This is a genomic window from Flavobacterium aerium (assembly GCF_030766725.1).
GTDB lineage: Bacteria > Bacteroidota > Bacteroidia > Flavobacteriales > Flavobacteriaceae > Flavobacterium > Flavobacterium aerium.
This window is the reverse complement of record NZ_JARQWR010000008.1, coordinates 1-25,443: the sequence shown is the minus strand read 5'-3', so window position 1 is coordinate 25,443 and position 25,443 is coordinate 1. Positions and strand designations below refer to the sequence as shown.

Annotated in this window: 19 protein-coding genes, 1 tRNA gene and 1 pseudogene; 5 read left to right on the top strand and 16 right to left on the bottom strand. The window is 30.8% G+C overall.

The features are described 5' to 3' along the window. Positions 1-399: 399 nt before the first annotated feature. From P6733_RS11850 to P6733_RS11840, 3 genes are all read right to left on the bottom strand, one after another. Positions 400-4,104: a YobI family P-loop NTPase gene (locus P6733_RS11850; protein ID WP_306353112.1), complete on the bottom strand. Its 3,705-nt coding sequence runs from the start codon at positions 4,102-4,104 to the stop codon at positions 400-402. A 166-nt stretch (positions 4,105-4,270) separates the two neighbouring features. Continuing rightward, positions 4,271-5,104: a CBS domain-containing protein gene (locus P6733_RS11845; protein ID WP_306353111.1), complete on the bottom strand. Its 834-nt coding sequence runs from the start codon at positions 5,102-5,104 to the stop codon at positions 4,271-4,273. A gap of 310 nt (positions 5,105-5,414) precedes the next feature. Continuing rightward, complete coding sequence (locus P6733_RS11840; protein WP_306353279.1) at positions 5,415-5,840, bottom strand: helix-turn-helix transcriptional regulator; 426 nt, start codon at positions 5,838-5,840, stop codon at positions 5,415-5,417. Positions 5,841-5,981: 141 nt separating this feature from the next. Here P6733_RS11840 and P6733_RS11835 point away from each other — a divergent pair, with 141 nt between their 5' ends. Further along, positions 5,982-6,215 (top strand): SymE family type I addiction module toxin, encoded by a 234-nt coding sequence (locus tag P6733_RS11835; RefSeq protein ID WP_306353110.1) that lies wholly within the window; start codon positions 5,982-5,984, stop codon positions 6,213-6,215. A 258-nt stretch (positions 6,216-6,473) separates the two neighbouring features. Here P6733_RS11835 and P6733_RS11830 read toward each other — a convergent pair whose 3' ends face one another. Both P6733_RS11830 and P6733_RS11825 read right to left on the bottom strand, forming a co-directional pair. Next, positions 6,474-7,181 carry a DUF6090 family protein gene (locus P6733_RS11830; protein WP_306353109.1) on the bottom strand — a complete coding sequence of 236 codons (708 nt, stop codon included), beginning with the start codon at positions 7,179-7,181 and terminating at the stop codon, positions 6,474-6,476. Positions 7,182-7,370: 189 nt separating this feature from the next. Continuing rightward, the gene (locus P6733_RS11825) at positions 7,371-8,285 is read right to left on the bottom strand and encodes a DUF5694 domain-containing protein (RefSeq protein ID WP_306353108.1); all 915 of its coding nucleotides are present in this window, start codon (positions 8,283-8,285) and stop codon (positions 7,371-7,373) included. A gap of 84 nt (positions 8,286-8,369) precedes the next feature. Here P6733_RS11825 and P6733_RS11820 point away from each other — a divergent pair. After that, positions 8,370-8,591: pseudogene (locus P6733_RS11820) on the top strand (transposase); the annotation flags it as partial. 27 nt (positions 8,592-8,618) lie between these two features. On the opposite strand, the gene P6733_RS11815 reads toward P6733_RS11820, so the two are convergent. From P6733_RS11815 to P6733_RS11805, 3 genes are all read right to left on the bottom strand, one after another. Next, entirely contained in the window at positions 8,619-9,560 is a 942-nt protein-coding gene (locus P6733_RS11815) for a serine hydrolase domain-containing protein (protein WP_306353107.1), read from the bottom strand. 499 nt (positions 9,561-10,059) lie between these two features. Continuing rightward, a complete protein-coding gene (locus P6733_RS11810; RefSeq protein ID WP_306353106.1) occupies positions 10,060-10,776 on the bottom strand; it encodes a LytR/AlgR family response regulator transcription factor in 717 nt (238 codons plus the stop codon). A 3-nt stretch (positions 10,777-10,779) separates the two neighbouring features. Then, positions 10,780-11,820, bottom strand: coding sequence for a sensor histidine kinase (locus P6733_RS11805; RefSeq protein WP_306353105.1), 1,041 nt, complete (start codon positions 11,818-11,820; stop codon positions 10,780-10,782). Positions 11,821-12,026: 206 nt separating this feature from the next. Here P6733_RS11805 and P6733_RS11800 point away from each other — a divergent pair, with 206 nt between their 5' ends. Continuing rightward, complete coding sequence (locus tag P6733_RS11800; RefSeq protein WP_306353104.1) at positions 12,027-13,373, top strand: serine hydrolase domain-containing protein; 1,347 nt, start codon at positions 12,027-12,029, stop codon at positions 13,371-13,373. Between the two features lie 279 nt (positions 13,374-13,652). On the opposite strand, the gene P6733_RS11795 is transcribed toward P6733_RS11800, so the two are convergent. From P6733_RS11795 to P6733_RS11765, 7 genes are all read right to left on the bottom strand, one after another. Continuing rightward, a complete protein-coding gene (locus P6733_RS11795) occupies positions 13,653-13,901 on the bottom strand; it encodes a GIY-YIG nuclease family protein (protein ID WP_306353103.1) in 249 nt (82 codons plus the stop codon). A 52-nt stretch (positions 13,902-13,953) separates the two neighbouring features. Continuing rightward, positions 13,954-14,895 carry a hypothetical protein gene (locus tag P6733_RS11790; protein WP_306353102.1) on the bottom strand — a complete coding sequence of 314 codons (942 nt, stop codon included), beginning with the start codon at positions 14,893-14,895 and terminating at the stop codon, positions 13,954-13,956. 100 nt (positions 14,896-14,995) lie between these two features. After that, positions 14,996-15,070 (bottom strand) — tRNA-Val (locus P6733_RS11785). A 73-nt stretch (positions 15,071-15,143) separates the two neighbouring features. After that, positions 15,144-16,364 carry a bifunctional folylpolyglutamate synthase/dihydrofolate synthase gene (locus P6733_RS11780; RefSeq protein WP_306353101.1) on the bottom strand — a complete coding sequence of 407 codons (1,221 nt, stop codon included), beginning with the start codon at positions 16,362-16,364 and terminating at the stop codon, positions 15,144-15,146. A 23-nt stretch (positions 16,365-16,387) separates the two neighbouring features. After that, positions 16,388-17,272, bottom strand: a complete 885-nt coding sequence (locus P6733_RS11775) for an energy transducer TonB family protein (protein WP_306353100.1) — start codon at positions 17,270-17,272, stop codon at positions 16,388-16,390. A gap of 267 nt (positions 17,273-17,539) precedes the next feature. Then, the gene (locus P6733_RS11770; protein WP_306353099.1) at positions 17,540-18,766 is read right to left on the bottom strand and encodes a Glu/Leu/Phe/Val dehydrogenase dimerization domain-containing protein; all 1,227 of its coding nucleotides are present in this window, start codon (positions 18,764-18,766) and stop codon (positions 17,540-17,542) included. Between the two features lie 120 nt (positions 18,767-18,886). Then, complete coding sequence (locus tag P6733_RS11765) at positions 18,887-19,960, bottom strand: anhydro-N-acetylmuramic acid kinase (protein ID WP_306353098.1); 1,074 nt, start codon at positions 19,958-19,960, stop codon at positions 18,887-18,889. Between the two features lie 96 nt (positions 19,961-20,056). Between P6733_RS11765 and P6733_RS11760 the strand changes: the two genes are divergently transcribed. Then, the gene (locus P6733_RS11760) at positions 20,057-21,199 is read left to right on the top strand and encodes an acyl-CoA dehydrogenase (protein WP_306353097.1); all 1,143 of its coding nucleotides are present in this window, start codon (positions 20,057-20,059) and stop codon (positions 21,197-21,199) included. 102 nt (positions 21,200-21,301) lie between these two features. Then, entirely contained in the window at positions 21,302-23,740 is a 2,439-nt protein-coding gene (locus P6733_RS11755; protein ID WP_306353096.1) for an ATP-binding protein, read from the top strand. Here P6733_RS11755 and P6733_RS11750 read toward each other — a convergent pair. Next, a complete protein-coding gene (locus tag P6733_RS11750; RefSeq protein ID WP_306353095.1) occupies positions 23,720-25,060 on the bottom strand; it encodes a sigma-54-dependent transcriptional regulator in 1,341 nt (446 codons plus the stop codon). The genes P6733_RS11755 and P6733_RS11750 overlap by 21 nt on opposite strands. Between the last annotated feature and the right edge of the window lie 383 nt (positions 25,061-25,443).

Below are 25,443 nucleotides of genomic sequence, written 5' to 3'. Positions count from 1 at the left end.
GCAATATTCCATAGGTACATATCTTACGGCTTAAAAAGAACCCGTTTACGATACGTAATTTTTAGTGATGCCCATTTTGAAGTAACATTTGTTGTACCGAACAGGTAAGGAGTTTATTCATACTACATCTGCCGGGATTTGAAAAGCAGTTACCATTGCAGAATGAACTGCATCAATAATTTTTGCAACTTCTTCTCGGTTATGGTCTTTTCTAACTTCTATTGAAATTGCTGGCATATTGTTTTTTAGTTCTTTTTGTAGATAACGTTTTGTTACATGGAAAGGTTGAGGCGTTTAAAATTGAGTATTTTCTGTTAAGATAAATTTCTTGCCAAATGTAAATGTGAATTCACAACATAATTAACAATCTCGCCAAACGGCTAGTTAGTAACTGTTTTTTTATTTCTTCTTATGATTTACTCTGTAATCTGAATTAATCTCTGTGAATGAAGAAATATATTTTTTTTCGGCTAATATATTTAGAAGTTGGTTGTTTTCTTGATTTTTAGGAAGTTTAGCTTTTGAACTTTTATCATTAATCCAAGAATAATTTCCACCTAAACTTGATAAAAATGATCCAATAAATGTAAAATCATATTTATCAGCGTTCTTAATGAAAAGTTTTAGTCTATTTATTGTCGATACTGAGTTATTTGTTAGAATAGAATTTAAAATATTGTCTTGTATAATAAAAGAATTATCATTTAGTATTATTGAACTCAATAGCATTAAATTATTATCTGTAATTATAATTACATCACTGCATAAATTTAGAATTGTTAATTTTTCTGTATTGCTAAAAGTTTGAGATTTTAAGATTAATTCTAAATCATTGCTATCAAATGTAATTTCGTCAATTATTTCAAAATATTTTGTTTTATTTTTTTCAAATAATTTAATATTAAATCCATTGAAATTTTCTTTTAATGTAATATAACTTGAAGCAACAGGATTAATACAATTATTGTTTATCAATGACTTTATTTTATTTTTAGATAATTCAGAAAAATTTAAATCACTATGCCACCAAGGGTTAGATTTGGTGATAAAGTCATAAGATTGGTTGTCTACTTCATTAGTTTGAATTAATTTTTTCCAAAATTTACCGTATATATTTATTTCTGTTGGTAATTTTGTTTTTGATAATTCCTCAGCATTTTCTATGATGTTTATAAAATCTATACTTGATTCTGAAATTTCCTTTTCAGTTTCTTCTTCATCTTCATTCAATACTATTTCTTGGCTATTATAATTATATAATAAGTTTTCCCAAGTCGCTATTAATTTATTCTTCTCAAGTAAAATTGCATACAAATTACTATCGTCAATAGATGACAGTTTTGATATTTTAGTTTCTACCTGTTCAATTACTGATACCTTGTTTTCGAATAATAATTTTTCATTATTAAGTAGATTAATTAAGTGAATTTCTTCTTCATTAATGTTTGTTGAAATTTGTGTATAAGACTCGTTGATATAATCATTAATATTATTATCTATATAGTCTATTAATTGAATTGCTTTTGAGTTTTTAATCATTGCATAATTAGAATTATCAAAACTTACTTGGTTAAACTCTCCATATTTTTTAATAATTGACTTTATCATTTCTGTATTGATTTGATAATAATTATTTTGATAAATATAATCTAACATTTCAACTGATGAATTATCAAAATCAATATGATTGAACTTAAGGTTTAATTCTTTGATAATATTTTTAAGCTTTGTATGATCTTCTGTAATTGATAAGAATTCAGGATTTGAAAGGATTTTATTTTTTAGATTGGATTTATTTGAAATGGTAATAATTGATTTGATATCTGAATATTCGATAATACTTTTAAAGAATTTATCTTTATTTGAGTCTGAAATAATTTCATTATTACTAATAAAATTCCAAATATTGCTCCACTTATCAGAAAGTATTTTTATAAATTGAATTAAATTTTCTGACACATCATAATAACCATTAATAAATTCTATTGATATTTCTGACTCATCTTTTAATTTAGAAAAAATAGCATTAATTTGATTTTTGTAAAGCACTGGATTTTTCAATAAATGATCTATCAAAGAAAAATTTAGAATAAATTCAGTTTCAAAATCAATTAGATTAATTTTTGGAATTAATTTTTTAATTTTAGTAAGTTTATAATCAAAAGGCAGTTTTGTAGCATTTTTAACACTTATATGGAACTGATAATCGGATCGTGTTATGCTTTCTTCATGGAATAGTGAAATATAATCTATATAATCCTCAGATATATAACCATTTCTTAGAAGGATTAATATTAGGTTTTTATTAAGATTTTCATCAATTTCTATGTCAGATGATTTATTAGATTTTAATAGATCACAAATCTTAGAATTTCTAATTTCTAATTTCTTTTTTTCTAATTCTTGAATTTTGTCTTTTAAAGAGTTGATTTTCCCTTCTTTAATATCATTTACTTCATTTTCTCTATTAACATAGGATTTAGTTGAATCAACTAGATTTTCTATTTCAGAGATTTTAACATTACCTACTTGTGTTCTGATGTTATCATTACGATAGTTTATGTTATATACAATTTGATTATAACTATAATTAGAAGTCTTCAAATATTCAAAGTTCTCGTCTTTAGTAATTTCGTCTAAGGTCAATATTTGATTATTTACAATAAAAGATTTAAAACCGGGTAACTTTTCAACAATTCTAACTACATAAAATAGTCTTAAATCACGAATGTTTTTAATGAATAAATCTTCATATTTTATTATTTGAGGTTTAATGTCTTCAATTTCTTTTTCAATCTCAGTGATTAATTTTTTTATATAAACCAACTTTGAATTAAAAATTTTGTACAAACTACCTTCATTATAACTTAATTTCATAAAGTCATTTGGATAAATGTTCTTATAAGTTATTATTCCGAATAGTTTATCTTGATTTAAATTTCCGTTAAGTTTTTCTTTATATAAATAAAATTCATTAGAAATGTTATGTAATAGTCTCATATCATCAATAAAAAATGAAATATCTTCAATTAAGTTATCGCTTAAAGCATATTTAAATTGGCTTTTCTTTTTTAATAAAATTTCACTTGAATTAGAAGAATTTATTACTGGAATTACTGGAATTATAAAATCAAAAAATTTTGTGCGCTCTTTGTCAGTAAACATATCGTCTCTTACTGCATATAAGAAGACAATCTCTTTTCTTTTTGTTTTTTCCGAATGATTAAGAAGTAAATTAAGTTCTCTCAATTTTGTGAAAATTTCAGTTTCTTGAAATCTATCTAAATCCTCAATTATAACTACATTATATGGTCTGATAGAAAAAAAATAAAGAATCTCATCAACATGATGATTAAGGATTGATTTACTTGTGCTATCTCCCATACCAATTTCAGCATTTTGGACAATAAGCTTATTAACTGTGATTGAACTAATAATTCGTACAGATTTCATAATAATGAAAAATATTCCAATTACTATAATTAGTATACTACTGTAATGAATAAAATCACAAATTTCACTATTAATTGCATTATTCTTAAAAACACTTTGAATGAAATAATTATTGAAATAATTGTATAATGCTAATGTAAATAGAAGATAGCCTAATGAATAAATAATTATTTTTTTTCTACTGTAACTTTTAATTTTTTTAAATCTTGAATCTGGTATTTTACTATCTTCTTCATGATAAAAAATTTGTTCTAAAATACTTATCTCAATAAGTCTTAATAAATCTTTTTTATCTACTTTAATTTCTTTACCGTTTGGATCAAATTCAGGTTTTTCTTCCTTGAATGTTGCTAAAGAAATATTCAAAAATTTTAAGTCATTTTCTTTATAGTTTTTTTGAAACGTTTTTAAAATACTACTCTTTCCTGAACCATAAGGACCAGTTAACGCAATATTTTTAATATCTTCTTTTTTTCGGTTTTTTAAAGCCCATATAATTGCTTTCGAATAATGTCCATTTTCATCACCATTATCAATTGGTGATAGTGAAGAATATCCTAATTCATCTATGTTTTTTTGTGAATATTTATAATGTATTGACTCTAACCAAGTTATTGATTTTTTTAAACGATTTAGTAGTTTTTCTTTCATAATTTATTTTTGGTTGTAGATTAGCAAAAGAACAACGTTTCGATGTTTATTGAGATTAGGAATTAAAGAAGCAATTTTCTATTATGTATGATTTCCAAGTGCAAAATCACCTTTAAATTCAGCCAAATACCCAAATTGAGTGTAACAGCTGTTGTGTGTAGTGCTTTTAAGTTTTTATTTTTTTTTCGGATTGCTCAAGAAATTCTTTTATTGCTGATATTGTTAAAACAAATTTCTTCCAATCTAAATTTGCAATAATTGAACTCTGGCTATGTGCTAATTCATTTCTTATATTTTCACTATTTTCTAATAAGTCTTTAAACTTATTTTTTGAATATTGAAAGATTTTAAGAAAAGTAATACATTTCATTAATATAAACTTTTTGTCACAGATTTGAATACATTCCAAAATTGTAAGTTGTGAATTGTTTCCTTTTCTTTGCGTGTAAATTTCGTGAGCTGTAGTTATTCTTTTTTTTGGTAATATTGCCTCCCATTCACTTTCAATATAGTTTTTGTTAATCCAATAATTTAAGTGCAGCTCGAATAACGAGATAATACCAAAAAGATAAATTCTAACAATTGGTTTATTGATGTCAGCTCGAGTTACAATACCTTCGATTGAGTTTTTATCTAAAACATAAACATATTCTTTTTCAGATAATATATCAAGCAAGTCGCAAATTGGAGTAGAATCTGAAATAAGTATATCAGTCTCAAAGGGTCTTACATATTGCAAAATTTTACCATTTTGGAGCTCTTGATGAATTATATACCCAATTTTTTTTTCAGAATCATCAACTACTCCGAGGGTATCAAAGTCTCTTAAATCCAAAGTTCGTTTAACTTCGATGACATTGTCAGAAACTTTGCAACAAGCTAAAGGTTCGTAAATAAACTTTGTTGTTATATTGTTGATAAAAATATTTTGAAGTTCACTAAATGTTGTTCCTTTTCTTGAAATTTTCGTAGTTTCAGAATACCATAATTCAAATCCCATAGATTCTAAGTTAGTTTTTTTTAGCATTATACACAACTCCATTTTTCACGAAACTTTCCATGCGCCTACTGAATAAAAAACGCAATAGACCCATTTCGTAAATAAGACTTACAAACATATTGAATGTTTTGTTAATACAATTACGGTATTCCATAAATTAATAAAAATTATAAGCGAATAGCTAAATTTTATTAACACAAATACAACTAATTGCTAGCTGAGTTTAACTCCACAACAATTGCGATTACTTTTTAATCCACAAAAAAAGCCTAACCAAAGGTTAAGCTTTTCTATACTATTGTAATGCTGTTTATTTGTTTTGAATCAACTTCTCTAATCTTAACATCATTCCGTCTTTTTCTTTAAGCATGCGCTCGTAAAGGACGATTTTCTCTTCGTGAAGTTCGATGATTTTGTCGATTGGGTTTACATTGAAAACTGGAGTATGACCTGTATTTAAAAAAGAGCCGTCGTTAAAAGTATTTGAAATAATATTCACAGCTTGTTCTTCATCAAAGTTTTCTATCGCTTCTACAGGTATTTTCAGTATTTGTGCTACTTGGTTTAATATGCTGGTTTCTATAGCTTCCTTTTGTTCGAGGAGAGATATTTTTTGTTGGTTCCAATCTTCGCCAAGTTCATACGCAAGTGCATCTTGCTTTATGCCTAGCATTTCCCGGAAACGTTTTATATTTCGACCTTGGTGTATTTTGTGGTTGCTACTTGTGTGTGTCATGGTTTCAAAATTAATATAATCTATAAAGTTAAAGGTAGCAAAATAGTTGTAAAAAACGATATTTTGCGCTGTAAAATACAAATTTCGTATGTTTTATACACGCTTGTAAATGTCTTGTTTTGTAATTGAATCTAAAAAATTATGAACATGAAAAATAAGGATAAAAAATCATTAAAAACCAGAAAGCTAACAATATGTAATAAATATGGTGGCCAAAAAGATGGTGGAGCCATTAGGCTTCCCATTGTTGTCCTGAGTGGCAAATGGCTTGAAGAAAGTGGTTTTAAACCCGGTCACTTGATCGATGTTGTTTATGTAGAAAACTGTAAACTGACTATTACATTGGCAAAAAAACAACGTTTTGACATTCGTTAGCGTTTGTGCTGTTCCTTTAAAACAAAGGAGTGAAAAGAATAGACAAACGGATTTGTTTCGTTTTAAAGTCCATTTAAATGATAATTAAAAAGGGATAAAGAGCCCATTTACGGTGCGTAATTTTTAGTAATTCCATTTTGAAGCAAAAATAAACCTCGCTTTAAATGCTTAAAACGAGGTTACTTTTATATAGATCTCTGGAACTTTATTTCTTTTTAGAAGTTGTGCAACAACTGCGGTTGCTGTGCGTTCGCTTTTTTATTTATGCTCTTCTTTTTCAATTTCTTTGATAAGCTCACTTGCCAGTGGTTTTACATTTTGGCCATAAACCCTTATATTATTTTTACCAATTTTGATAAGAAATTTTATTGCCTTTTTAAATTTTGGATCTGAATATAGTTTTTGTTCTGATTTATCTGCATTTTCTATCATTTTGTCAAAACACTTAAATAGATAATCATTGTAAACCCTGTCTACTTCGTTAATTGACGGAACAAATATTTGGTAATAATTTAAGATTTTCTGTTTTAATTTTTCGTTTTCAATGTAGCCAATTTTACCACTAGATTTAAAGCCTTCATAATTACCAATATTTATTTTTGGTCCATGTGAATAGATCGGAAAATAAACTTCCTTATTAGACTTTTGTATACTATCAAGTTGAAGAGTTGTAAGTCCTAAAATTTTTTCATAATCACGATTTGTATCTTCATATGCTTTTTTTTCCTCATCCAAAATTTTTATATCATTTTGCAAATCATTTTTTAAATTACCTAGAAAAACAGAAACTTCTTTTTGTTGATGTCTATGTTCACTCCAACTATGTAACCATATTGAGAGTGTTACTGCAAAAACGATTATGAATATTTCTATTGACACTTCTTTTATTTTTTCAGCAAAAGTGTGCTTTGGTTCTTTCATAGCTTTGTAAATTTTTTGAGTATGTTTTTTTACTTCTTCTTGCATAATTTACTTGTGTAATTTTAAATGTTTATTAGTTATTTCTGTTGCTTAAAAATCACGTATAACGTGACGCTAATTTTGAAGCAAAAGTAACCCTCGCTCTAAATGCTTAAAATGAGGTTACTTTTATATAGATTTTGAGTCTTTATTTCTTTTTAGAAGTTGTGCAATAGCTCCAACAGTTGACCGCTATTATTTTAATACATTTTTAAGTTCCACAACATCAAAGCTATCATTGTTTTCTAAAAAATGCTTTAATATTGGAATGTGTCCTTGGCCAAAAATTAGAACAACATATTTGTCCGAAGGTTCAATTTGATTCATAATATTTGAATAAATAGCAAGATTTCTTAGATACCAATCTGATACAGCTTCTGCTCCTGCAAAATTTTTACCTGCTCCAACCTTTGCCATAAAACTCAGGTAAATTGATAAATTTCTTTTTAATTGTTCAGGTCTATTTATGTATTTTAAAACTTCTGTTATTGTATTTTTTTTCAATTTATTATCAAAATCACTTATCATTGCTTTTGCATGGACTCCTAAATCGTTTAGTAAATAAAGTTGATCATTTTCTTTTGCGGTCTCAGCCATTAAACTATAATGTGTCATTCCATAAAATTTATCTATACAGTTTACTTGATTTAATTTTAATTTTTTAGCTAACCTAAAACCAATTTGTTCTCTTTCTGAAACTGTAATTTTATTAGAATCTGCCAAGTATAAATTGTACAAGCTATCGTTAGAACGTTGATTTTCAATTGGTCTTTCAATCATTACTTTAGTCGCCTTTGTTTTCGATAGAACATTCGTTAAGTCTTCTAATTCACTTTGTCGCTTTGCACTCAAAAAATCGTCCACTTTTAATTCAAATGTATCTGTATGTGGGTTTTCAAAATGGATAGTTCCAATTAATAAAATTTTTGTTTTCTGAGTTTGTCCAGATGCCATAAGTCCAAAAGTTAAAGCAAAAATTAACGTTATTCTTTTCATATATTTTATTTTGGTTTGGTTGTTACTTTTTTGTTTCTGCAGTATGATAGCAGCCAACGTCATGCCGCTACACGAAGTTTGAATTTTGGGATTAAAGATGCGAGTTTTTTCCATTAAACACAAATTTCCCAAGTACAAAACCGTCTTTAAATCAAGCCTAATATCCAAATCTCGTGTAAGATCTGTGTTTGTTGGATTCAGGCAATTGATTTTCGATTTTTATACAAAGCAACTAGGTTTCATTATGGACAAGAAGGCCCGGAAAGCATAGATTCTGTGGTGTTTTTCAAAATCCGTTTAGTAGGTTATTTGAATAATATCAATTCAGATAGAAAGTTCATAGAGTATTGTTCGAACTGTCTGGATGTTCATTTGTTTCTTCGTTATGACTTAGACGAATCGTTGTCGCGGCATAGCACCTACGGTTGTTAGGCGATCCGTTATTTCTTAATTATTTTTTGGAAAGCTATATTTTTCGTTTTTCAAGATTGCTATGATCTTATCTGAAATCTCAAAAACTTTTCCTTTATAATTATTGTCTAATAGAATTATTGTAAACTTTTCATCAATATCTGAAACTAAAATTGCCTCATAATTTCCAGCTCTTCCATCATGTAAATGCTCAATCAAATTTTCGTTTTTAAACTTTGCTTTCCCCAAAGCTGATTGAGTTTCTGGCAAATCAAATTGTTGACCTATTTCGTAAAGTGATTTTTTATTGATTACTTTATTGTTGTGAAGACAATTTACCCATTTTAATAAATCAATAGTTGTGAGGTAAATCCCTCCAGTTATTGGTAAATCTTTTTTGTCTTGAACTAAATCAATGTTAAATCCTTTGGCTATATTTTCCTCATTTTCAAAAGGTGTCATAACAGATGAATTCATTTTACAAGGTTTGAATATGAATTTTTCTGTATAGGCTTTATAATTCATCCCTGTTAATCGTTCAACAATGAACTGTCTTAAAAAAATATTATTATTGTTATAATCGTAATTTGTCCCTGGTTTAAAATCAAGTGTGTCAATGTGCATTAAACCGTCAAAAAGATCTTTGTCATTTTTAATACTTTTCCAATTCACATTAGGTATTCCACTTGTGTATTGCAATAAATCTTCAATCGCGACTTCATTTGCCCATTTTGGTAATTCAGGAATAAATCTAGAAAGCTTATCGTCCAGTTTCAGTTTACCTTCTTCTTTCAATTGCATTAAAGCAACCGCACTGAATTCTTTTGTAATTGAACCAATATTAAATCTGTAGTCAGTAGTTAATCTATTCGTTTTAGTAGCATCAGTAAATCCAAATGAAGCGTTGTATATTATTTTATTGTTTTTCGAAACAAGTATATTTCCATTAAAAATGCCAATTTGGTTTGACCATTTCATCAAAGAGTCAATTTGTTTTATTTGCTCGGTTTGAGCAAATAAATTATTTGTCAGAAATAATAGAAAAATGAAAGTTGATAATAGTTGTCTGTTATGTTGCATAATTTAATTTTGTTTTCTTTATGGCTTTTAGTAAACTGTCTCCTAATTTATAAATCCCCGTCACTTTATAAATCTATACGTGTTAAACAATATATCGTAAAACTTTACAATACTACACAAAAAACAGAATACTATGATTGATGTTTTTTAATAAATTGAGATTTAGCTTTTTTTGAGAAGGTAAAAAAATTAAGCTCAGCAATTTGTAAAGTATATTAACAAACAAAGCTCCACTATTTCTAGTGAAGCTTTATTTGTGGGCTGTCAGGGATTGGAATCGAACACCTAATGCCTATTTTGACATTTTTTGAATGTATAATTTGAATGTATAAAATGAAGATGACTATATGTTTTTAGTAAGTACATTAAAATATAATAAGCGTCTTTTTAATCTAGCTCACACTATTCTAATTTTTTCATAGACCTGGTCGCGGTAACTTTGTCCAATTGGAATACATTTTTTATTGGCCAGTATAATGGTATGCTGCTCTACATAATTAATTTTATTTAAGTTGATAAAAAAAGATTTATGTACCCTGCAGATATAATTTAGGTGCTTTAAGTTTTCTTCAATTGTAATCAGCGTTCCGTGGACCACTATTTTTTCTATTTCTGTATAAAGGCAAATGTAATTGCGCATGCCTTCTATGTAAATCAATTCGGATGGGTCAATTTTTATTAGGCGCTTATCACTTTTTACATAAAAGAAGTTGTTGTTATCAGCTGGCACTGAACTAATTTGTTGGACAGGTCTTAAAGATTGACTTGCTTTTTGTACGCTTTTAGAAAATCGTTCAAGAGAAATGGGTTTCAACAGATAATCTACTGCACTTTGACTGAAAGCATCTACAGCATAATTACTGTATGCCGTTGTATAGATAATTGCAGGAGGATTGTTAAACATTGTAACAAAATCGGTTCCGCTTATTTCGGGCATCTTGATGTCCAAAAAAATTAAATCGATTTCTTTATTTCTATTTAAAAAACTTATCAACTCAAAAACATTATTGCAGATACCTTCCAACTGCAAAATATCAAATTTTGAAATATGGTGAACTAATACTTCTTGGGCCAGTTTTTCATCATCTACAACTAAACATCTTATTCTCATCATTCGTTAGAATTTTATTTCAAGAGTAACACTAAAGGTATCTTTATTTTTTTTTATTTTCAATATATGCTTTGTAGGATAAAGCAATTGCAGTCGTTTGCGTATGTTTTCAATGCCAATTCCGCCAATATCTTTAGTTGCCTGTTCTTTAAAACTGTTCTTACACTCAAATAATAGCCTTTTGCCATCACAGTTTAAATTAGCCTCAATATAAGAAACACCAATAGTAGAATCGGTTCCGTGCTTAAAAGCATTTTCTACCAGTGGCAATAAAAGCATCGGCGCAATTTTAATCGAATCCTTTACTTCGTCGTAATGAAAGGAAATGCTTGCGTTTGAAGGCATTCTCAATCGTTCAATATCAATGTATGTATTTAGAATATGTATTTCTTTGATAATGGAAATTTCTTTTTCTTGTGTTTCGTATAACGAATATCGCAATATATCGGAAAGCTTTAAAATAACATCCGGCGTTTTTTCAGATGTTTTAAGCGATAAGGCATAAAGGCTATTCAGGACGTTAAAAAGAAAATGCGGGCTGATCTGAGATTTCAGCAAAACAAGCTCTGCAATGTTTTGCTGCGCTTTTATAGATTCTTCTTTTTTAATTTTCAATAAATATTCTTGCAGCACATAACCGATTGCCATAGCAGACATTACCAGGATAATTCCAGGGAAGGCATCAAAGTAATGCTGATGTTCTTCTAATAATTGCGGACTGGAGGATGTTACTGCCAATGCTGTAAAATCACTCAATTCACTTTTATCAAAGTGATGATATAGCCATTTCAAATACTGTCCGGAAATGATTACAGAAATTAAAAAAAGTGCAACTGCATCAACCGTATAGCGTATGATACTCTTATGGAGCCGAAAATTTGGGAGCAGCCACAAACTATTGATCCATGCAGGTACAAAAAGCATTATGTTGTATAGCAGAATAAAGCCCAAGGGTAAATTTTTAACGTTATTGTTTACACTGGCAGATACTATAAAACCCACAAAAACAACATTTAGCGTGAGCCTAGAAAAATTAAGTCTATTCATTGAATTCATTAGTGCTTCTGTAAAAGTGTAAAGTTAAATATTTTCTGCTGTAGCCTGCAGGTTTTTACACCAACAGCCGTTTTTTATAGACAAGCAGTACTTAAATCGCATAAAAGTTTTATGTCCAAGTTTCAGTGCCATTGGTCAAAAAAAATAAAAAACCGTGCAGGGCATCACTTTATTTGTATCAAATAAATATTTAAAAAATGAAAAAAATCTTTCTTACACTTGCACTCAGCGTCTTTAGTTTTATGTCTGCGCAAAATCCAGATTATGCAAAATCCATAGACAGCCTGATGAGTTCATTCCAACAAAACAATGCTTTTTCAGGAAGTGTCCTGCTTCAAAAAAATGGGGAAACTGTCTATAAAGGAGAATTCAATAAATTTGCAGATCATTCTGATAAATACAGGGTTGGTTCTATCACAAAGATTTTTACGGCAATTATCACTTTTCAGCTTATAGAAGAAGGTAAATTAACGCTGAATACAAAGCTTAATCAATATTATCCTGATATTAAAAATGCTGATAAAATTACTGTAGGCAATCTTTTAAGTCATACAAGCGGGATTTACAATTACCTGGAATGGGATGATTATTATGTTTCCAAGCAGAAAAAATTTTCCAAAAAACAAATGCTAGACTTAATTACGCAAGGCAAGCCAGATTTTAAACCCGGAGAAGATTGCACTTACAGCAACTCCAACTATTTGCTCTTGGGCTATATTATAGAAGATATCACCGGTATACCCTACTCAGAAAATTTAAATGTAAGAATTGCAAATAAAATTGGACTGCAGAACACGTATTGCGAAACCGATGAAAAAGAATACTCGAAAAGGAATGCCTCTTATTCGTTTGATGGAGAAAAATGGACTAAGGAAACGGAGACACATCCGAGTTTTACATTTGCCGCAGGCGCAGTGGTTTCCACTACTGAAGATTTATCAAAATTAATGGATGGGCTTTTAAAAGGAAAATTGGTTTCCGAAAATTCATTGGCGCAAATGGGAAAAATCAATCAGAAATCAATTGGGTATGGGTTGTTCATGACTCCATTTTATGATAAGACAGGTTACGGGCATTCTGGCAACATTGATGAATTTCATTCATTTACTGCTTATTTTCCAAATGACAGATTGTCTATTTCAATACTTTCAAATGGCGGCAATATAACGCTCAATGAAATTGTGCTGGGCGTAGCCTCTAAGTATTTCAATAGAACCTATCAAAATCCAGATTTTACAATTTATAAAAGTAGAAGTGCAACTGTGACTAAAATTTATAGTGGAGTATACAAAGCAAAATTGATCGGGCTTATTAATGTGGGAACATTCCAGATAAGTGAAGCGGCAAACAATTATCTTTTTGTAAGTATGCACGAAGATGGAAAAGACGGCCAAAAAGTTTTGTTGGAGCGAAAAGGAGAAAATAAATTCTATGCCAGAAAAAATAATGCGGAGTTTGATTTTATCGTAGACAAAAAAGGAAAAGTTACTGGGATGAAGCTTACGCAAAATAAACAATCAATAAGTTGTAAGAAAATAATTTAAGATAAGGAGAATTTCTATAATAGATAGTTGGCTTGGGATTTAGGAGCCCCTGTCTTGGAGGAACTTTTGCAACTGATCCTCAAAATGGAGAAAAAGGGATATCTTGTATGTCAAAAAAAGTGGGATAACATTTCTGTTATCCCTCACAGTGGGCGATAAGGGATTCGAACCCCTAACCCTTCCCATGTGAAATCGGGATGCTCTGAATCATTAAGATAAATCGCTTATAAGTTTTTCAATCATCTTTCGACTTTTCCATTTCTTAATCTGTAGTTCACGCTAATAGGCTTCTTCTTTTGTTCCATAATTCCCTGAATAGACCAACTCCCAGTCTGAATTGATTCCGGTGAATCCTTTATGGTTTTGATTATGCTTAACTAATCTTTCCACTAGATTAGCGGTAGACCCAATGTAATATCTATTTTTCGTTTTACTATAAATTATATACATGTAATATTCCATAGGTACATAAAACAACAAAGCTCCACTATTTCTAGTGGAGCTTTGTTTGTGGTCCTTACGAAACATTTTTTACAGGATTTGAAGAAAATTTCGATTGATTAAAAAAATTTAAACCTATTTATTGTATTCTATTACCCTGTAAATCTACATAGTAAGTCTCTAAGTCATTAATCACTTTTAGCTTATCATTTTTGAAATACTCTATCTTTTTTGCAGTTATTTGAAAGTTAGTTTTTCCATCTTTTGTAATTAACTTCCAGTTATCATCACTGATTTTTATTAAAATTAAATCGTCTGAAATAAAATCAATTTCTTGTACATCAGGAATTTTAAATTTTGGATTAAAATTTAAATCGGATACAATGTAAACATTGTTTTTTTTCATAACAATAATGTCTTGTTTTAAAAAAATATTATCAAATTCTATTTCCTTTATCTTTTCACCTAAATGATTTAAAATGCCATATTTATTTGATTTCTCACTTTTTACTATAAAAAGATCCTTCTCTTTATAGGGTTGATATATATAAGGATAGGAGAAAATTTCTTTTCCTTTTTCATCAATTACTATCAAATTATTACGGCCTGAATTTTCAAGTATTAAAACACCATAGTTTTCTCCTCCTAGAACTGAAATCGAATATCTTTTTAAATTTTTAATTAAATCATTATTTTCATTGTAAAGGAGATTGTCTTCACTTTCATCATTTCTTAGATAATAAAAATTTACAATTCTATCATGCAGCTTTAAAGGATGAAATGGCGAAATCCATTGTTTGCCTTCCTGTAGTTTCTTTTTGTTTATTAAATCATATAAAGTGTATTTTTCATCTATAGATTTTAATTTTATAAAATTAGTTCCAGAATAAAATTCGTAGTAAGTAAATATTGGTGGAAAAACAGGTTGAAAATTTTCGTCTACTAATCCTGATAAATCTTGTTTCTTTGAAATATAAAAAGTTGTTTGCTCTATTTTTGTAAGCTTATCTACTCCAAGTTTTTTAGAAATAGCTTGTAGGTCTTGAGCATTGCTAAATGAACAAAAAAAAACTAAAGCCAAATTTAATATTTTTTTCGTTTTACTATAAATTATATACGTGTAATATTCCATAGGTACATAAAATGAAAAAGCTCCACTATTTCTAGTGAAGCTTTGTTTGTGGGCGATAAGGGATTCGAACCCCTGACCCTCTGGGTGTAAACCAGATGCTCTGAACCAACTGAGCTAATCGCCCGATAAATCATTACCTGATTGCGATGGCAAAGATAGCACACTTTTTGATATTTGCAAGCATAAAATCAAAAAAATTATAAAATTTCTGCTACAACAAATGTACTGCCACCTACATACACAAAGTCTGTCTTTGCTGCATTTCGCAACGCACCAGCATAAGCTTCTGAAACAGAATTATATATATCTCCAATCAAATTAAACTCTTCTCCTTTTTGTTGCAAAATCGCTTCGGATAATCCTCTTGGGACATTCGGTTTACAGAAATAATATTTTGCCTTTTTTGGAAATAAAGGCAATACTTCCTCTAAATTTTTATCATTGACTACGCCTAAAACGATATGTAAGGTATCAAATTGTTCCTTCATTACCTGATTTAAGGTAATGACAAGGCCATGTTTATTATGGGCGGTATCACAAATTACTTTTGGCGCTTCTTGAATTTGTTGCCATCTTCCTTGTAATCCCGTATTTGTGATAACATTTAATAAGCCTTTCTTGCAATTATCTTCCGTAACCTCAATTAATCTCTCCTTTTGTAAAACAGTGATGGTCTCCAGAACCGTTTTCTTATTGTGTATTTGATAATCTCCTAATAATGCTGAAGGATATGTTTCATGAACAAGATCGGAAGCAAAATAAATAGGTGCATTACAAGCTTCTGCTTTCGCACTAAATATCGGTTTTGTTTCCACCGTATATTCTCCAATAACTACTGGAATATTTGGCTTGATAATTCCTGCCTTTTCCCCTGCAATTGCTTCCAGTGTATTTCCTAGGAATTGGGTATGATCCAATCCAATATTAGTTATTACAGAAATCAAAGGTGTAATAATATTAGTAGAGTCTAATCTTCCACCCATACCTACTTCAATAACGGCAATATCTACCTGCTCTTTCTTAAAATAATCGAAAGCTAAACCCACTGTCATTTCGAAAAAACTCAATTGATTTTCTTCAAAAAAGGAACGGTGTAGATTCATAAAGTCGGTAACAAAATCTTCCGATATTTCTTTACCGTTTATTTTAATTCGCTCTCTGTAATCTTTTAAGTGTGGTGAAGTATACAATCCAACTTTATATCCTGCTTCCTGTAGAATAGATGCTAGCATGTGTGAGGTAGATCCTTTCCCATTTGTTCCTGCAACATGTATGCAGCGCAAATCTCGTTCAGGATTACCTAAATAATTAGAAAGTAAAATCGTATTGGTTAAATCTTCTTTATAGGCAGAAGCACCTTGTTGCTGATACATTGGGAGTTGATGAAACATCCAATCCAGCGTTTCTTGATAGTTCATTTTCTAACGGAAATAACGATTAGTTAATCTGTCAATTTGAAGTTATAGATAATCTTACCTACTTGTTTATCGGGTGCATCAGCACTCGCATTAATTACAGTATTCATCGCTGCAATTTTCGCTTGATCTAACAAGCATTTGGCTGCATTGGTTGTTCCTCTAATTCCTGGCTCTGCACTAATAACTTTACCACTTTTATTTACTGAAATCTGAACGACTACAGTTCCTTCTTCATTACAAGTATATTGGGGTTGTGGTTTTGTAAGAAACTTTCTCCCTGAAAGTTGGTAACTTCCATTCCCGGTTCCTCTTCCGCTTCCATTTCCTGTACCGTATCCGCTACCTGTACCTAATCCTTGTCCACTTCCGTTTCCACCGCCACTTCCTGTTCCGCTTCCGCCACCTCCATTGTAGCCACGTGCATTAGGATCACCATTTGCCTTACCTTTATTTCCGGCTACATTGTCATCACCATCACCACTTTTTGCATTAGAGCTGTTCAATATACTGGACAAAGCATCTGTTGTGGATTTAGAAGGCTTCGGTTTTGGTTCTTCTTTAATGATCGGTTTTTTCTCAACTTCTTTTTTGATAATTTTCTTAACCTGAGCAATCACTGGTGCATCTTCAGTTTCTTGAGTTACAATATCATCATCCTGAACATCGGCTACTTTCGTTGCTTTTGTAGTAGGTTGAACAATATCTATCGATTCAAATTCTTTTCCAGAACCTAAATCACTATTCCCAAAATTAATGGCTAATTCTCCGCCGCCACCGCCACCTTCAAGTTCAGGGACCGTAGTTGTAATATTGAATTTAAGATAAAAGAAGATCAAAAACAGTATTACAAAAAATATTGTCGTTGCTGTTAATGATTTTTTTTCCTGCTCTGTTTCTAAATATTTCATATATTCTAAATTCTATCGGCCAATTTACACTAATTGGATTATTTTCCTTTGATTCTGCTGCAAAAATAAAACCAATTTTTATAACCTATACTTTTAATGGTGCTAAATCTATTATAAATGCCAATTTTCAGCTGCTATACTTCATTATCTAAAGCTTATTCTTAAACTTCATGAAATACAATAACTGAAAATTGACTCTTATCTAGCTAATAACGTAATACCTACAAAGAAATTGTAATTCTTTACAGAAAGGTATTGGTTCGTTTTTTATACTAATTGTTTTAATGCGATTTCAAAAGCTGTAGCACTAATGTTCGTTTTAGAACTGTTTAATGCATTTGCTTTAACGATTGCATTTTTAATAATTTCTGAAGTATCACTAAAGATAGCCTCATCGGTCATTTGTACTTTTTTCTCCATGAAATAAGCAAATACTCTTGCCATACCACAGTTTGAAATAAAGTCTGGAATTAAACTTATCTTTTGATCTGTCGCTTCCATGATAGGTCCAAAGAATATTTCTTTATCTGCAAATGGCACATTCGCTCCACATGAAATTACTTCTAATCCTGAAGCAATCATATTGTCAACTTGATCTTTCGTTACTAATCTTGATGCAGCACATGGAGTGAAAATTTCGGCTTTAATCTTCCAGATTTTTTCATTGATTTCCTCAAATGACATCATGTTATCTGCAACCAATTTATTTCCATCTTTATTCAGGAATAAATTTTTGATTTGTTCAAATGAGAATCCTTCTTCATTGATAATTCCACCATCTCTATCGATGATACCAACTACTTTTGCACCCATATCAGCCAAATAAAATGCTGCTGCTGACCCTACATTTCCAAATCCTTGAACGATTGCTCTTTTTCCAATTACTGACCCACCATACACATCGTAATAATGACGTACCGCTTGCGCTACACCATATCCTGTAATCATATCGGCAATTGTATATTTTCTGTTTACGTCTGGAGAGAATGATGGATTTTCAATCACTTTCACTACACCTTGACGCAATTGACCAATTCTATTAATTTTGTCTGCTTCAGTTGGTTTGAAATGTCCGTTGAACACACCCTCTTGTGGATGCCAAACACCGCACTCTTCCGTCATTGGAATTACTTCATGGATTTCATCTACATTCAAATCACCACCTGTTCCATAATAGCTTTTCAATAAAGGAGAAACTGCTTTATACCATCTTTGTAATACTCCTTTTTTTCTTGGATCATTTGGATCAAAATTAATTCCTGATTTTGCTCCTCCAATGGCTGGGCCTGATACAGAGAATTTTACTTCCATTGTTTTTGCTAACGAAAGTACTTCATTCATATCCAATCCTTTTCTCATACGTGTACCACCACCGGCAGCTCCACCTCTTAAAGAATTAATAACAGTCCATCCTTCAGCTTCAGTCTCTGAATCTTTCCAATTAAATACTACTTCTGGTTCTTTATTTTCAAATTTCTTTAATAAATCCTTCATGATTTTTGCATTATTTTTAAAATTACACAAATATAAAAATATCTGTCTGTTACGTTCGTATTTTCTTAGCTTATTTATCGATAATATGATAAATCCTCAACATCCTTAATTTTCAGTATTTTAACTTGATTTCAGAAATAGGATTCCTGAACTATGATCTTTTTTTGCACCAGTAACACTGGACAATACATTTACTTCATTTCGAACCTTCAAAACACCCAATAAACCAAAAATTAGCGCTTCTTTATATTCTATTGTTTTAGAATCTGGGATTACGATTTTCATTGCTGGTAAATAATATTGGATGCGCTCAATCAAATAATCATTATATGCACCACCTCCAGTAATCAACAATTGTGAATCTTTTTGAGATAAAGCCAAGGCAATTTGCTGAGCAATATGTTCGACAAAAGTATGGAGCTTATCTTCGATTGAGAGTACAAAGTCTTCCATGATTGGCAATACGGTATCATTCACAAATTCATATCCCAAAGATTTCGGATATTGTTTTGCATAAAACTCTAAATCATTTAATTCATTTAGCAAGTCTTCATTCAATTTTCCTCCACGGGCAATCTTTCCTTTATTATCATATTCAAAGCCAAGTTGTTTCGCATAAAAATTCAAAATCGTATTGACGGGAGAAATATCAAATGCAATTCTATTTCCATTTTCTTCAAATGAAACATTCGAAAAACCACCCAAGTTCAAACAGTAGTCATAGTTTGAAAACAACAATCGATCTCCAATAGGGACCAATGGTGCTCCCTGTCCTCCCATTGCTACATCTTGAATCCTGAAATCACAAACAATATTCTCTTTTACTAAAGTAGATAATAGTGGTAAATTACCAATCTGCAAGGTCAATCCTTTATCTGGTTGATGTAAAATAGTATGCCCATGTGAACAAACTAAATCTATATCTTTTAGTCTATATCGATTAATGAAATCATGAATAATTGTACCTAATAATTGAGTATATTCTTCATTCAGTTCTTGCAGTTGTTCTTCCTTATAATGTATTGCCGATTGTAATCTTAAAACCCAGTCTTCAGTATACGAAATCGTTTCACTTTCAAAGAGTTTAAAGCTCCATTGCTCCTCTTCTTTCGTGAAAATTATTCGAGCTAAATCCACTCCATCCAATGAAGTTCCCGACATCACTCCGATAACGTTGTAGCTTTCTTTTTTCATGCCCTAAAATTAACAATCATTCTTGACAATATCATATTTATGGAGTATATTTGAGACCTTTTTGAAACAAATTTTAAATATCATTATTAAAATATTATGGATTTTAAACTTACCGAAGAACATTTGATGATTCGTAATGCCGCGAGAGATTTTGCACAAAACGAATTATTACCAGGTGTCATTGAAAGAGATGAAAAACAAATTTTTCCTGCTGAGCAAATCAAAAAAATGGGCGAGCTTGGATTTATGGGAATGATGGTTTCTCCAGAATATGGTGGTAGCGGATTAGACACTATTTCTTATGTTCTTGCCATGGAAGAAATCTCAAAAGTTGATGCTTCTGCTTCTGTAGTAATGTCTGTAAATAACTCACTTGTATGTTGGGGATTACAAACATTTGGTAGCGAAGAGCAAAAACAAAAATATTTACCACGTTTGGCTTCCGGTCAAATCATTGGTGCTTTCTGTCTTTCTGAGCCTGAGGCTGGTAGTGATGCTACTTCTCAAAAAACAACTGCAATCGACAAAGGTGATCATTACTTAGTAAACGGTACTAAAAACTGGATTACAAATGGTAATACTGCTGAGTTCTATATTGTAATTGCTCAAACTGACACGGAAAAAAGACACAAAGGAATCAATGCATTAATCCTTGAAAAAGGTATGCCTGGTTTTGAAATTGGTCCTAAAGAACAAAAAATGGGAATCAGAGGTTCTGATACACATTCATTAATGTTCAATGACGTAAAAGTTCCTAAAGAAAACCGTATCGGTGAAGATGGTTTTGGTTTCAAATTCGCAATGAAAACATTAGCGGGTGGTAGAATCGGAATTGCTTCTCAAGCGTTAGGTATTGCTTCTGGTGCATACGAATTGGCATTGAAATATTCTAAAGAGCGTAAAGCTTTTGGAACTGAAATCTGTAATCATCAAGCAATTGCATTCAAATTGGCTGATATGGCTGTTGAAATCGAAGCTGCTCGTCACTTATGCATGAAGGCTGCTTGGGACAAAGACAACCACAATAACTATGATTTAAGTGGTGCTATGGCTAAATTGTATGCTTCTAAAGTTGCAATGGACACTACAGTTGAAGCAGTTCAAATTCATGGTGGTAATGGTTATGTTAGAGAATACCACGTAGAAAGAATGATGCGTGATGCAAAAATCACTCAAATATATGAAGGAACTTCAGAAATTCAGAAAATTGTAATTTCTAGAAGTATCTTGAGCGAATAGTATTCGTTAAAAATATCTTTATAAAATGTCCAACAACTATGTTGGACATTTTTTTTGCGTTAAATTTACAATTCTAATAGTTTATGCGCGTTAGTTCTAGTTATGAGTGAAAAACAAAAATCATTAAAATTTAAAGTAATCATAGGTTACTTACTTGTCTTTGTCATTGCAACGGTTTCCGTTTGGTTCGTTTATACCGAAATTTTAAAAATTGCTGCCCCACGTCAAGATGTAGATAGTGATAACAAAAAAATCATTCAGATTAGTAATGCAATTGCAAATCTATATGCTTCCAAGTCTGTTGGTCGAACCTCTATTCTTACTGGTTCAATCAAAGATCTTAAAGCCTACAATAGTTTAATTGACAGTGTAAATTCCGAAATAGAAACCATTAAGATCAGCGCAGAAACTGACCAGCTTTCTAAGTACGATTCCATTCAATTCCTCTTAAAAAAGAAAAAGAAAAGTATTACCGAAATTATCCGTTTCCGTAATCTATACAATCAGAAAACTACTTTTGATCGCGCCATTGGCAAAATATACCATGTAAAAGATTCATTGGTTAAAAATGTAAAACCTATTCAGTTTAAAAATGATACTCAGATTAGACAATTCCTAACCGAAGTATTATCTCCAAAACAATTAGATTCCTTAAGTCGATTACCTGTATCCAATGACTCACTCACCTTTGCTTTTGAAAAAATATTAACCGATTTGCTCATAAAAGACAACCAACTGAAAAGTGAGGGCTATAAAAGAGAACAAAAACTTCTCGATGAAAACCGAGTCATATCTGATCAACTGAGGATAATCCTAACTTCTATAGAAAAAGAAATTCTCCAGAAATCCTATGTCAAAATCAATGAATCTAAAATAGCCATTGAAAACACTACGCAAACCATTGCGTGGATTGGTGCAGTAACTTTATTTTTACTAATCATATTTTCTTCAATCATTATTCGGGATTTATCGAAAAGTCAGAAATACAGAATGCAACTGGAAAATTTGAACGCCGAAAAAGAAGACCTTCTGCGTAGTAAAACCATGTTGCTCGCTACAGTTACTCATGATATACAAACACCACTGGGAAGTGTTATTGGTTTTTCCGATTTACTTCGCAATACCGATTTAGGCACCAAACAGAAACAATATCTAGAAAATATCAAGCATTCTTCTCATTATATACTGAAACTAGTAAATGATTTGATTGATTTTTCTAAATTAGAAAATGACAAGATTAAAATTGACCGTATAAGTTTTAATTTTAAGGAACTCATTGCGAATACTTGTGAACCACTTGAACCGAATGCTACCAATAAAAACATTCAATTGAAATGGGTCATCGATCAAAATTTAGATCAAAATTACATTTCTGATCCTTATCGTATTAAACAGGTTTTAACGAATTTAATCACGAACTCTATTAAGTTTACACAAGAAGGAAGTGTTACTATTAGAGCTACTATTGAAAATCATAGGGATCAACCCACTATCCAGATACAAGTGGTAGATACAGGAATTGGTATCCCAAAAAGCCAACAACAATTAATTTTCAAAGAATTTACCCAAGCGCATTCTGGGATTGAGAAAAAATTTGGTGGTACTGGTTTAGGCTTAACAATTGCCAAAAGAATTCTTGAATTACTTGATGGTAGCATCGCTGTAGAAAGTGAAGAAGGTCAAGGATCAATTTTCACCATCACATTGCCCCTGGTTAAATCGAATACTAAAAAAGAAGATGTTATAGAGAATCAAACTTTCTTCACACAAAAATATGACTTCTTAAAAGACAAAAAGATTCTAATTGTAGACGACGACTCTATTCAACTGGCTTTAATGCAAGAAATTTTCTCAAATTACCCAGTACAAATAAAAACGACTGTTCATGCGTCACAGGTCATCAATATACTTAAAAAGGAGCGTTTTGATCTTGTTCTTAGTGATATTCAAATGCCTAAAATTGACGGCTTTGAATTAGTACAGCAAATCCGAAATAGCCATGAATCGATATCTAACATTCCAGTAATTGCTCTTTCAGGAAAAAGGGACCTAAGTCTTGAAGATTTCACGAAACGTGGTTTTACCGCTTTTCATCCTAAGCCTATCTTATTACCTGAATTATTTCAGTTGATAAAAAACATATTCGAAAACAACACAGAAGATATCGTTTTTAATACGACCATAAAAACGGTTAATACTGGAGAATTATACAACTTGAGAAGTCTGAATCAATTTACTCAAAATGATCCGAGTTCATTGAAATTAATCATTGACTCCTTCATTACGAGTACAGAAGAAAACTGTAAAGTATTAAAAGATGCTCAGGTAAAAAATGATACGAATGAAATGTCTAGTATCGCGCACAAAATGATTCCAATGCTAAAGCAAATGGAAGTTCGTCGCATTGTAACTTTACTTGAACCAATTGAAGACAAAACATTAAAGTTGACCCCTAATGAAATAGAAGCTTATGTCAATACTATCATTGACAATTGCACCACGTTAATTTCAAAATTAAAACTAGAGATCAATATTGTATAACTTCAATTTGTTATACAGCGTTTTGCGGTCAATATCCAATAGTATTGCTGCTTTGGTTTTATTGTAGTTTGTTTTTTCTAATGCTTGTCGGATAGCCAGAGCTTCATCTTCTTGTGAGAATAAGGCAAAATTATTGTCTTTTTCAGGCGGCAATAACATTTCTTGAGGTAATACATCCATCGTTACCCAAGCTGATTTTGCTAACAATACCGAACGTTTGATAATATTCTTCATCTCACGTAAGTTACCCGGCCAATCATAGCTTTTGAAAAGGTCAATTACATCCGGACTAAATCCTTCTACCTCTTTTTCCAAGTCATCATTTGCTAAAGCCAAGAAATGATTCGCAAAAATCATCAAGTCATTTTTACGTTCTGATAACTTAGGAACTTGAATGCAAAATTCATTCAATCTATGGTATAAATCTTCTCTAAAATCTCCACGTTTTACTGCCTCAGACAAATCTTCATTTGTTGCCGCAACAACTCTGATATCAACTTTTATTTCCTGATTGCTTCCTATTGGTTTTACTTTTCGTTCTTGTAAAGCACGTAATAATTGTACTTGCACTTCATAAGACAAATTCCCAACTTCATCTAAAAATAATGTTCCACCATTTGCTGCTTCAAAATGTCCAATCTTATCATTAATAGCTCCAGTAAAAGAGCCTTTAATATGACCAAAAAATTCACTTGAAGCCAATTCTTTCGGTATAGCCCCACAATCTACAGCGATAAAAGGTTTGTCTTTACGCTTACTTTGTACGTGAATAGAATGTGCAATATACTCTTTACCTGTTCCACTATCTCCGATGATTAACACAGACATGTTTGTAGGTGCAACTAGATTGATATACTCATGCAATTGATTTGAATGGTTACTTACACCTTTCACAAAAGAAATCGAGCTTGTCTGTGGCTTCTTTTCTTTTTCTGATGGTGCTTCTTTGCTTGCCACAGTCTTTTTTAATGCCAGATTAATCGTATGTAAGATTTCATCTGGATTGATTGGTTTACTAACATAATCAAAAGCCCCTAATTTCATAGAATTAACAGCAGTCTTAATATCAGTATATCCAGTCATTAAAATGACCTGTGTTTCAAAAGAGCTTTTCTTTACGGTTTTTAATAATTCTAACCCATCGCTGTCTGGCAATCTAATATCCGTCAAGACTACATCAAAAACTTGGTTTTTTACCAGTTCAGCAGCATCTCTTGCAGTAAAAGCATTCGTAACGTCAAACCCTTTTTTTTGTAAAAAGGTCTGAAGCATTAAACAGAATGATGTATCATCATCAATAACTAAAATTTTTGAACTCATTTTTAGGGCACTAAATTGTATATTTTACAAATTTATATTTTAATACTAATAAAAAATGTTAATAACTGTTATAATACACCTTCTTCCCTAATTATTTTAAGAATACAATCTCATTTTAAAGTAAATAGTATCTTACAAACCATCACATTAAGGAAAATTTTATACGATAATTACACAACACAAAAAAGGAGATCTCACGACCTCCTTTTTGATGAAGAATTTACATTCTTCAATAACTCATCTTACCTAGTTATTCTTATACTTCTCTAATGAATTCTCCAGCCGCAGTAAAGAGAGCTGTTACTTTAGCTCCATCTTTTGCTAATACTAGTTTGTATTCACCATCTGCAGCAACATTAGCTTCTTCTAATGTATAACCTGCG

What these genes read in the sequence shown, in the direction of transcription:
- P6733_RS11850 (WP_306353112.1), bottom strand. Translation starts at nt 4,104, where the DNA reads ATGAAAGAAAAACTACTAAATCGTTTAAAAAAATCAATAACTTGGTTA.
- P6733_RS11845 (WP_306353111.1), bottom strand. Translation starts at nt 5,104, where the DNA reads ATGGGATTTGAATTATGGTATTCTGAAACTACGAAAATTTCAAGAAAA.
- P6733_RS11840 (WP_306353279.1), bottom strand. Translation starts at nt 5,840, where the DNA reads ATGACACACACAAGTAGCAACCACAAAATACACCAAGGTCGAAATATA.
- P6733_RS11835 (WP_306353110.1), top strand. Translation starts at nt 5,982, where the DNA reads ATGAACATGAAAAATAAGGATAAAAAATCATTAAAAACCAGAAAGCTA.
- P6733_RS11830 (WP_306353109.1), bottom strand. Translation starts at nt 7,181, where the DNA reads ATGCAAGAAGAAGTAAAAAAACATACTCAAAAAATTTACAAAGCTATG.
- P6733_RS11825 (WP_306353108.1), bottom strand. Translation starts at nt 8,285, where the DNA reads ATGGAAAAAACTCGCATCTTTAATCCCAAAATTCAAACTTCGTGTAGC.
- P6733_RS11815 (WP_306353107.1), bottom strand. Translation starts at nt 9,560, where the DNA reads ATGAAATGGTCAAACCAAATTGGCATTTTTAATGGAAATATACTTGTT.
- P6733_RS11810 (WP_306353106.1), bottom strand. Translation starts at nt 10,776, where the DNA reads ATGATGAGAATAAGATGTTTAGTTGTAGATGATGAAAAACTGGCCCAA.
- P6733_RS11805 (WP_306353105.1), bottom strand. Translation starts at nt 11,820, where the DNA reads ATGAATAGACTTAATTTTTCTAGGCTCACGCTAAATGTTGTTTTTGTG.
- P6733_RS11800 (WP_306353104.1), top strand. Translation starts at nt 12,027, where the DNA reads ATGAAAAAAATCTTTCTTACACTTGCACTCAGCGTCTTTAGTTTTATG.
- P6733_RS11795 (WP_306353103.1), bottom strand. Translation starts at nt 13,901, where the DNA reads ATGTTTCGTAAGGACCACAAACAAAGCTCCACTAGAAATAGTGGAGCT.
- P6733_RS11780 (WP_306353101.1), bottom strand. Translation starts at nt 16,364, where the DNA reads ATGAACTATCAAGAAACGCTGGATTGGATGTTTCATCAACTCCCAATG.
- P6733_RS11775 (WP_306353100.1), bottom strand. Translation starts at nt 17,272, where the DNA reads ATGAAATATTTAGAAACAGAGCAGGAAAAAAAATCATTAACAGCAACG.
- P6733_RS11770 (WP_306353099.1), bottom strand. Translation starts at nt 18,766, where the DNA reads ATGAAGGATTTATTAAAGAAATTTGAAAATAAAGAACCAGAAGTAGTA.
- P6733_RS11765 (WP_306353098.1), bottom strand. Translation starts at nt 19,960, where the DNA reads ATGAAAAAAGAAAGCTACAACGTTATCGGAGTGATGTCGGGAACTTCA.
- P6733_RS11760 (WP_306353097.1), top strand. Translation starts at nt 20,057, where the DNA reads ATGGATTTTAAACTTACCGAAGAACATTTGATGATTCGTAATGCCGCG.
- P6733_RS11755 (WP_306353096.1), top strand. Translation starts at nt 21,302, where the DNA reads ATGAGTGAAAAACAAAAATCATTAAAATTTAAAGTAATCATAGGTTAC.
- P6733_RS11750 (WP_306353095.1), bottom strand. Translation starts at nt 25,060, where the DNA reads ATGAGTTCAAAAATTTTAGTTATTGATGATGATACATCATTCTGTTTA.